The 7,532-nt window shown below is 69.4% G+C and carries 7 protein-coding genes; 5 read left to right on the top strand and 2 right to left on the bottom strand.

Annotated features, from left to right (window positions below; translation table 11 throughout):
• Nucleotides 1–516 precede the first annotated feature (516 nt).
• Both B4M62_RS04195 and B4M62_RS04190 read right to left on the bottom strand, forming a co-directional pair.
• Nucleotides 517–897 (bottom strand): DUF3040 domain-containing protein, encoded by a 381-nt coding sequence (locus tag B4M62_RS04195; protein WP_290705589.1) that lies wholly within the window; start codon nt 895–897, stop codon nt 517–519.
• Between the two features lie 102 nt (nt 898–999).
• Entirely contained in the window at nt 1,000–1,473 is a 474-nt protein-coding gene (locus tag B4M62_RS04190) for an SAV_6107 family HEPN domain-containing protein (RefSeq protein WP_290705587.1), read from the bottom strand.
• Between the two features lie 247 nt (nt 1,474–1,720).
• On the opposite strand from B4M62_RS04190, the gene B4M62_RS04185 reads away from it, so the two are divergent.
• The 5 genes from B4M62_RS04185 to crtI are packed head-to-tail and all read left to right on the top strand — an operon-like array spanning nt 1,721 to nt 7,485.
• Nucleotides 1,721–2,440: a GNAT family N-acetyltransferase gene (locus B4M62_RS04185; RefSeq protein ID WP_290705805.1), complete on the top strand. Its 720-nt coding sequence runs from the start codon at nt 1,721–1,723 to the stop codon at nt 2,438–2,440.
• Nucleotides 2,431–4,038, top strand: a complete 1,608-nt coding sequence (locus tag B4M62_RS04180) for a phytoene desaturase family protein (RefSeq protein WP_290705584.1) — start codon at nt 2,431–2,433, stop codon at nt 4,036–4,038. The genes B4M62_RS04185 and B4M62_RS04180 overlap by 10 nt, the downstream gene beginning before the upstream one ends.
• A 37-nt stretch (nt 4,039–4,075) precedes the next feature.
• On the top strand, nt 4,076–4,837 hold the full coding sequence (locus B4M62_RS04175; RefSeq protein ID WP_290705582.1) for an LppM family (lipo)protein: 762 nt from the start codon (nt 4,076–4,078) through the stop codon (nt 4,835–4,837).
• Nucleotides 4,831–5,916: a polyprenyl synthetase family protein gene (locus B4M62_RS04170; RefSeq protein ID WP_290705803.1), complete on the top strand. Its 1,086-nt coding sequence runs from the start codon at nt 4,831–4,833 to the stop codon at nt 5,914–5,916. The genes B4M62_RS04175 and B4M62_RS04170 overlap by 7 nt, the downstream gene beginning before the upstream one ends.
• A 3-nt stretch (nt 5,917–5,919) precedes the next feature.
• Nucleotides 5,920–7,485 carry a phytoene desaturase family protein gene (gene crtI, locus B4M62_RS04165; protein ID WP_290705579.1) on the top strand — a complete coding sequence of 522 codons (1,566 nt, stop codon included), beginning with the start codon at nt 5,920–5,922 and terminating at the stop codon, nt 7,483–7,485.
• Nucleotides 7,486–7,532 lie beyond the last annotated feature (47 nt).

Below are 7,532 nucleotides of genomic sequence, written 5' to 3'. Positions count from 1 at the left end.
CCGCCCCTTGTCGTCCAGTTTCGGCGTGTAGGTGCCGACGAGCCGTTGACTCGACATCGCCCACCTCCTCAACCGGTCTCCACACTGTACCCCACTTTCCTCCACTTTCCACCCCATCGACCCGCCGATATCCTCAAGAGTCAGAGAATGTACAGGTCAAGGTCTTCAATCCCGGTGGGGACCAACAATGGGAGTGGCCGCTCCCGATAGCGGTTCGGTGTGCCGAAAGAGGACTAGAGGGCCCTGAGTTACCTGTTGTTACGCACAATCAGAGCTCAGTGGTGGAATGTGGGGGACGAATAGTCTCCGACGTGGGGCGCCGTGGGGATGGTGCCGTGGGAATAGTGCGCTCCGACCCGGCCGCGACCGCCGCAGAGCGCTCGGGCACCCCGAACAACACGGCAGACACAACGATCAAGGGCCGCGCATCGTAATGCGCGGCCCTTGCCCGTTGACTGTCCTTGCCCGTTGACTGCCCTTGCCCGTTGACTGGTCGGCCCAGCAGGGCGCGTGCTGCTACTCCTCGGTGAACCGACGGTTGAAGCGGTCTTCCATCCGTTCGGAGAGCTTTCGGGCCGGCGGAGCCGAGCCGCCTCCCCCGCCCACGTCGACCGATTTAAGGGACGGCCTTCCACCACGAAGCGCGAGGAGCCCAGCCCCGAACATCACCAAAAAACCGATCAGGCTGAGAACGGGAAAGCCGCCAACAGTCACGCCGGCAACGATTCCCCCGACGAGGAGCGCAAGCCCCACCAAGAAGAGCGCGACAGCCTGCACTCGATGCCGACTCGGACCGAGACTGCGCTTGTGCACGGTCGACGCAAACTTGGGGTCGTCCGCATACAGCGCATTCTCGATCTGGTCGAGCATGCGCTGTTCATGTTCGGAAAGCGGCACCGCGCCTCCTTCTCTCAATCGTGCTGGTTGCCTCAATCATACGAGGTGAACCACGGAACGACCACTCTTCCCCCATGCTAATTCGAGCAAACACCCGACCGGCTATGCCGACACCGACTCCGGCGGTGCCGCGAGCAACGGCCGACCCTGCTCGTAGTCGGCGAGTACGCCCTCCGCTGCGGCGATGAACGCCTCCAGATGCACCCGCATGCGCGCCACCATCGCCTGATCAACATCGTCGACGAGGCCAGTTTCGATGCGCTGACGCAGTGCGGAATACCCGGCGAAGTAGGCCGCCGAGTCCGCCACACCGAAGCCACCCCCAGCCGCGCGGGCCTGCGCACCGAGACGCACCCACGCACTGCGCTGGCCTCGCGGCCCTCGTCGTCTGGACTCCAGCACGGCCAGCACCGCCCCCGCGGTCCGCAAAGCGGCGAGGTAGTACGTCCGCAGACGCTCGGCATTCCCGACCACTAGGTCGCCATCGTCGGTGATCCGAATGGCCTGGTCGAGCAACCGGTGCGCATCCATCACGACAGTCGGCTCGATGCCCACACTGCTATCCGCCGCGCCCATCCTCGCCCTCCTCTCGGCCCGATGCTTCAGTCGAAACGTATCGCCGGGGTCTGACACTCCACCGGACGGACCGATACCGCGGCTTCCCTCCGCGAGATCGATCCGGCCAGTCCGTCGAACCGGCGCCCAGCGGAGTGGATTCGAACGCTAGTTCGATGATGACAATGCTAGCGTGATCGTGCGACGTGCTCAACCCGTCGGCAGAAGCAGGGAGAAGTAGATGGTCTACGAGTCGATCGGCGCACCGATCGACGTCCGCGTGGTCCGGCTGGCCGGCGGCGACTCGCACCTATGGCTCGACCCGGCACTGAACGTCTATGTAACCGCGATGGACTATTCCCGCGGCGTCGAGATCCACCGCCGGGCGCTGTGGCGCGATCACATCGCACGCCCCGGATGGAGTGCGTTCGGCGCCGTCGCGTCCGTGCCTGCCGGCCGGTTCCCCGGGAACCGCCTGCGCCGGTCGTCCGCGGCACCCTCGATACACCGGCGCCGGCTCGGCCACGGAGCTGCTCGCGCCGGCACCCAAGCACCGGATGAGGTCCTCGTCGGCGTCGCCTACGGATATCGGGGTGGCGCAGATCAATGGTGGAATCAGCAGCTGCGCCTCGGTCTGCGCCAGGCCGGCTGCGAGGCCGAACAGGCGGCCCGCCTGCTCACCGACTATTTCGAGTTGACCGAGCTCCACGTCCACCCAGACGCCCAGGGCCGCGGGGTGGGCCAGTCGCTGCTGACCGCCTTGCTCGCCAACCGGACCGAATCGCGGGTCCTGCTATCGACCCCCGAGATCCCCGGCGAGGACAATCGCGCGTGGGCACTGTACCGCCGCCTCGGATTTGTCGACGTGCTCCGCAACTTCACCTTTGCCGGCGACCCGCGCCCGTTCGCCTTCCTCGGCCAAGACCTGCCACTCCCGGTCAACCGCAGCCCGGCGCACGATCCCGGCGCACCCAACCGATGCCGATGATCGAGTCGCACGACACCCTTGTCATCGGCGCCGGCCACAACGGCTTGATCGCCGCAGCCTACCTGGCCCAGGCCGGACGCTCGGTTTGCGTGGTGGAGCGCGACACGATCCCTGGCGGCGCGGTCTCGACCGTCGAGCGCTTCCCCGGATATGCCGTGGACCGCGGCTCGTCGGCGCACCTGATGATCCGTCACACCCCGATTCTCGATGAGCTGGACCTATCCCGATTCGGCCTGCGCTACGCCGACTGTGACCCCTGGGCATTCGCCCCCGCCGAGGGCGACGACGAGGAACCGATCGTGTTCCACCGCGACCTGGCCGCGACTTGTGCGTCTATCGAAGCCTCCTGCGGCGGTGCGGACGCAGTCGCGTACGCGCAGTTTGTCGCCCAGTGGGCCCCGCGGGCCCGGGCGACGATGGCGGCCTTCAGACAAGAGCCGACGCCCACGCGATTCCTGACCTCGTTCGCCAGTAGCGGCTGGCACACTCGCAGCGCGCGCCGTTCGATCATCGGCCGTCGGATCGGGGCCCTGTCGTCCATGTCGCAGGACATGATGAGCCCCGGCGATGCACTGCTGGACCGGTGGTTCGACTCGGAGCGCCTCAAGGCGGCCCTGGCCTGGTTCGGCGCGCAGTCTGGGCCGCCGACCGACCTGCCGGGCACCGCACCGATGGTCGGCTTCGCCGCCCTGATGCACGACATCCCGCCCGGTCGCGCCATCGGCGGCAGTGGATCCCTGACCTCCGCCCTGACCGCACGACTCGCCGCCGACGGCGGGCAGCTCGTCACCGGCGCCCCCGTCGTCGCACTGCGCCAGAACCGGGATGCCTGGGAGGTGGTCGACGCCGCCGGGCAGGTGCGGCGGGCCCGACACATCGTCGCCGCCTGCCACATCTCTGCGACCCTCGCGATTCTGGCCGCCGGCGGGTACCCGGCCACCGACATCGCCCGGTGGCGCCGAGCGATTGTCGTCGGCAACGGCATCGGCATCGCCGTGCGACTCGGCACCACCGGCCTCCCCGAGTACCGCAACTGCCCGGCCAACCTGCCCCGACACGGCCTGCACAGCGGCCTGGGCCTACTGACGTCGCAGCGCGCCCACCTGCGCCGTGCCCACGCGGCCAGTGTGGTCGGCGAGCTGCCCGACCGTCCCGTTGCCCTGCCGATGGGATTCTCGGCTCTCGATCCCTCGATCGCACCTCCCGGTCGCCACCTGGTAAATGTGTGGGCGCAGTGGCATCCGTACCGATTGTCCGACGGCCGCTCGTGGTCGGGGCACGCGCAGTCGGCCGCCGACGCCGTGATCGCCGAGATCGACCGGTACGCGCCGGGATTCAGTTCGACGATCGAGCATTGCCACATCCAGACCCCACCCGGCCTGGAGTCCGAACTCGGCCTGGTGGGCGGAAACATCATGCACGTCGAGATGAGCATCGACCAGATGTTCGGCTGGCGCCCACACCCCGATCTGGCCGGCCGTTCGGTCCCCGGTGCCCCCCGGCTCGTCCTCGCCGGCGCGTCGACGCATCCGGGTGGGGGCGTGACCGGCACCAGCGGCCGACTCGCCGCGCGGCGCATCCTCGGTAAGCGCGGCTAGAGCCCCGACGCCAAGGGTGATCTGGCACGATGATGGCGTGTCGAATCCCGCGTTCCGCCCATCGCTTCCCCGGCTCCTCGCCGTGGTCGGAGCCGCACTGCTGATGATCCCGCTCCTGTCCGGGTGCCTGACCCGCTCGGTTACCGTCGGCGACCGATTCTCAGGCGAGTTCATCGTGGCCACCGCTACCGACAGCCCGAACGGAGTGCCCCGGCCAGATGTCCCGCAGTCCATGTCGAACCACATGAGCGTCGCCGACTTCACCGGCAATATCGCTGACGACGGCGCCGTCACCGCACAGAAAGACGACGCAGCCCCGAACGCGCCCCAAAAGGGGCCCAACAAAGTTGGCACCCGCGTCACCTACACGGCGCTGACGGCTGGCCAGTTCAGCCAGCTCGGCGACATCATCGCGGCGTCGTTCAGCGGTTCGAACGCGGCGATGACCGTGTCCACCACGCGCAGCGGCGACGCGGTACGCCTGACCGGCACCGCCGACTTCACCGATCTTGTCGAGGGTCGCGACGTGGTGTTCTTGTCGGTCGGGTTCGGCGGCGACATTGGCGGCACCAACGGCATCCAGACCAGTGACACCACCGCAGCGTGGGTGATTCCGGCCGGCAAGTCCAGCGACCTCAACGCCGATGCGCGCTACCCCGACCCGGCGGTCGCCGCACTGCCGAGCTGGTCGGTTTTCGTCGCTTTCCTTTGCCTGCTCGTCGTCGGATTCGTCGTCTGGTACGCCCGCCGCGAACACCAGACCGACGACACTCCGCGCCCCGGCGCCCGCGCATCGTGACCGCGCCCGGCATCGCCGTCAGGGTCCAGGAGCGCCTGGCGGAAGTCTTCACCACGGCCCGGGCGGACGCCGCGCGGATCGGAGATGCCGTCGTCGAGGCCACCGACGTCCTCGCCGACTTCGTCCTCCTCGGCGGGAAGCGGGTGCGACCGCTGTTCGCCGACGCCGGGCGAACGGTCGCCCACGGTGCGAGAGCACCAATCGCCCCCGGTGCGAGAGCACCAATCGCCCCCGGGGACACCGCCGAAGCCATCGTCGAACTCGGCGCGGCACTTGAGCTCGTCCAAGCGTGTGCGCTGGTGCACGATGACATTATCGACGCCTCGGACATGCGTCGCGGCCGACCGACGGTCCACCGGATTTTCGCCGCCCGACACCGCGCGGGCGGGTGGCACGGCGCTCCGGACCGGTACGGCGAGTCGGTGGCGATTCTGGTCGGCGACCTGGCTCTGGCCTGGGCGGACGATCTGGTGGCCACCCTCCCCGCGCGCGTTGCGGACGCATGGCGGACCATGCGGACCGAAGTGCTGGCCGGACAGCTCCTCGACATCACCAGCGAGGCGTGCGGCGACGAGTCGATTGCCGCGGCGGAACGCGTGATTGTGTACAAGACGGCTGGCTACACGGTGGCGCGCCCCCTCGAACTGGGCGCGGTACTCGGCGGTGCGGACGATGCCCTGGTCGCCGACTTGCGTGCCATCGGCCTCGATCTGGGCCTGGCGTTCCAGCTGCGGGACGACCTGCTCGGCGTCTACGGCGATCCGAATGTGACGGGCAAGCCTTCCGGCGACGACCTGATCACCGGAAAACGCACCGTGCTGATCGCCGAGGGCTTGGGGCGCGCCGATGCCGGCGACGCGGGCCGCTTGCGAGCGCTGCTCGGCACCGACCTCTCCGCAGCTGATCTGCGCGCGGCTCGGGCCATCCTGACCGGATCGGGGGCCCAGCACGCCGTCGAGGCACGGATCGACGGCGCACTCGAGTCCGCGCTGAGTGGGATCAGCGCACTGCCCACCTCCGACGATGCCCGCGGCGGACTCGAGGCCCTGGCACACCGCATCGCCCACCGGGCCGCGTAGGCGATGCACCATCCTCGGCGCATCAGTGGCCCCACGGCCCGCGTCGTCATCATCGGGGCCGGGTTGGCGGGCCTGTCGGCAGCACTGCACCTGCGCGGCGCCGGCCACGAGGTCACAGTCCTCGAATCGGCCGATGTGCCCGGCGGCCTCGTTCGGACCGATGCGCTCACCGCCGCCGATGGCTCGACGCACCGCTTCGATACCGGCGCCACGATTCTCACCATGCCCGACCTCGCCCTCGACGCACTGGCCGCGGCGGGTGTCGACCGGGCCGATGCGCAAGCCCGTCTAGACCTGCGGCGGGTCGACCCCTCCTATCTGGCCCGCTTCGCCGATGGCACCGAACTCGCCGTGGCTGCTGATCGCGCGCGGCGGGTCGAGGCGGTGGCGCAGGCGTTCGGAACGACGGCGGCCGCGGGAACCGAGCAGCTCAGCGACTGGCTCCAGGCGCTCTATGACGTCGAATTCCCGACCTTCATCGACCGCAATCACGATCGTCTGATCGACTTCCTGCGTGGCGACACCGCGTCCGCCACCCGCACCCTGGTGCGCTTGGGTGCGGTGCGGGGCCTGACCGGTGCGATCAACCGCTTTGTGACTGATGATCGGCTGCAACGGGTCTTTTCGTTCCAGTCCCTGTACGCCGGGGTTTCCCCGGCTCGGGCGGCGGCAATCTATGGCGTCATCGCACACATGGACATCGGGATGGGTGTCAGCTACCCGGCAGCGGGCATGGGACGGCTGCCCGCAGTACTCGCCGGCGCCCTTGTCGATGCCGGCGTCGATCTTCGGTATTCGACGACCGCACGCCGCCTGATACGGCGCAACAGACGCGCCACGGGGGTTGTGGTGACCGCGGCCGGCGGGCGCGACGAGGTGGTGGCCGCCGACGCAGTCGTGGCGGCGTGTGGACGATCGTCGCTCACCGGGCTGCTGGGGGCTTCGCCGCGCCGGCGGATTCGCTACTCCCCCAGCGCGGTGGTCGCCCATCTCGCGGTCGACATCGCGACGACCTCGACTTGGCCCGGCGACCATCACACCATCGACTTCGGCGCCCGGTGGGAGGAGACCTTCGCACAGATCGTCCCCCGCCGGCGCGGGCGCGGCGAGGTGATGACCGACCCGTCGGTACTGCTGACGCGCCCGGCGGTGACCGCGCCCGAGGTGTTCATCACGTCCGGGCGCGAGTCGGTGTCGGTGCTCTGGCCGTGCCCGAACCTTGAGGCGGCCGCCCTGCCCTGGCCCTCGGCGGCCACCGGGTATGTCGCCCGCTCCTTGGGGCTGCTGGCCGACCGCGGCTACACCGGCATCACTGACGCCGAGGTGCTGCGGATCGACACCCCGTCGACCTGGGCCGACCGCGGATACGCGGCGGGTACTCCGTTCGCCGCGGCCCACACGGTGCGGCAGACCGGTCCGCTGCGCACCGCCAACCTCGCGCCCGGGTGGGAGAACCTGGTGCTCGCCGGGGCCGACACCGTGCCCGGTGTCGGTATTCCACCGGTGCTGGTGTCGGGACGGCTGGCCGCGGACCGTATCACCCCCATGCCCGAGCGCACCCCCTGGTGACCGCCGGCCCGGCGGCCGCGTCGGAGTGCCGGCGCGCCGTCTAGGAT

It is taken from the genome of Gordonia sp. UBA5067, from assembly GCF_002414845.1.
In the GTDB taxonomy this organism is placed as follows: Bacteria; Actinomycetota; Actinomycetes; order Mycobacteriales; family Mycobacteriaceae; genus Gordonia; species Gordonia defluvii.
The sequence above is the reverse complement of the archived record's forward strand: the minus strand, read 5'-3'. Positions and strand labels throughout refer to the sequence as shown.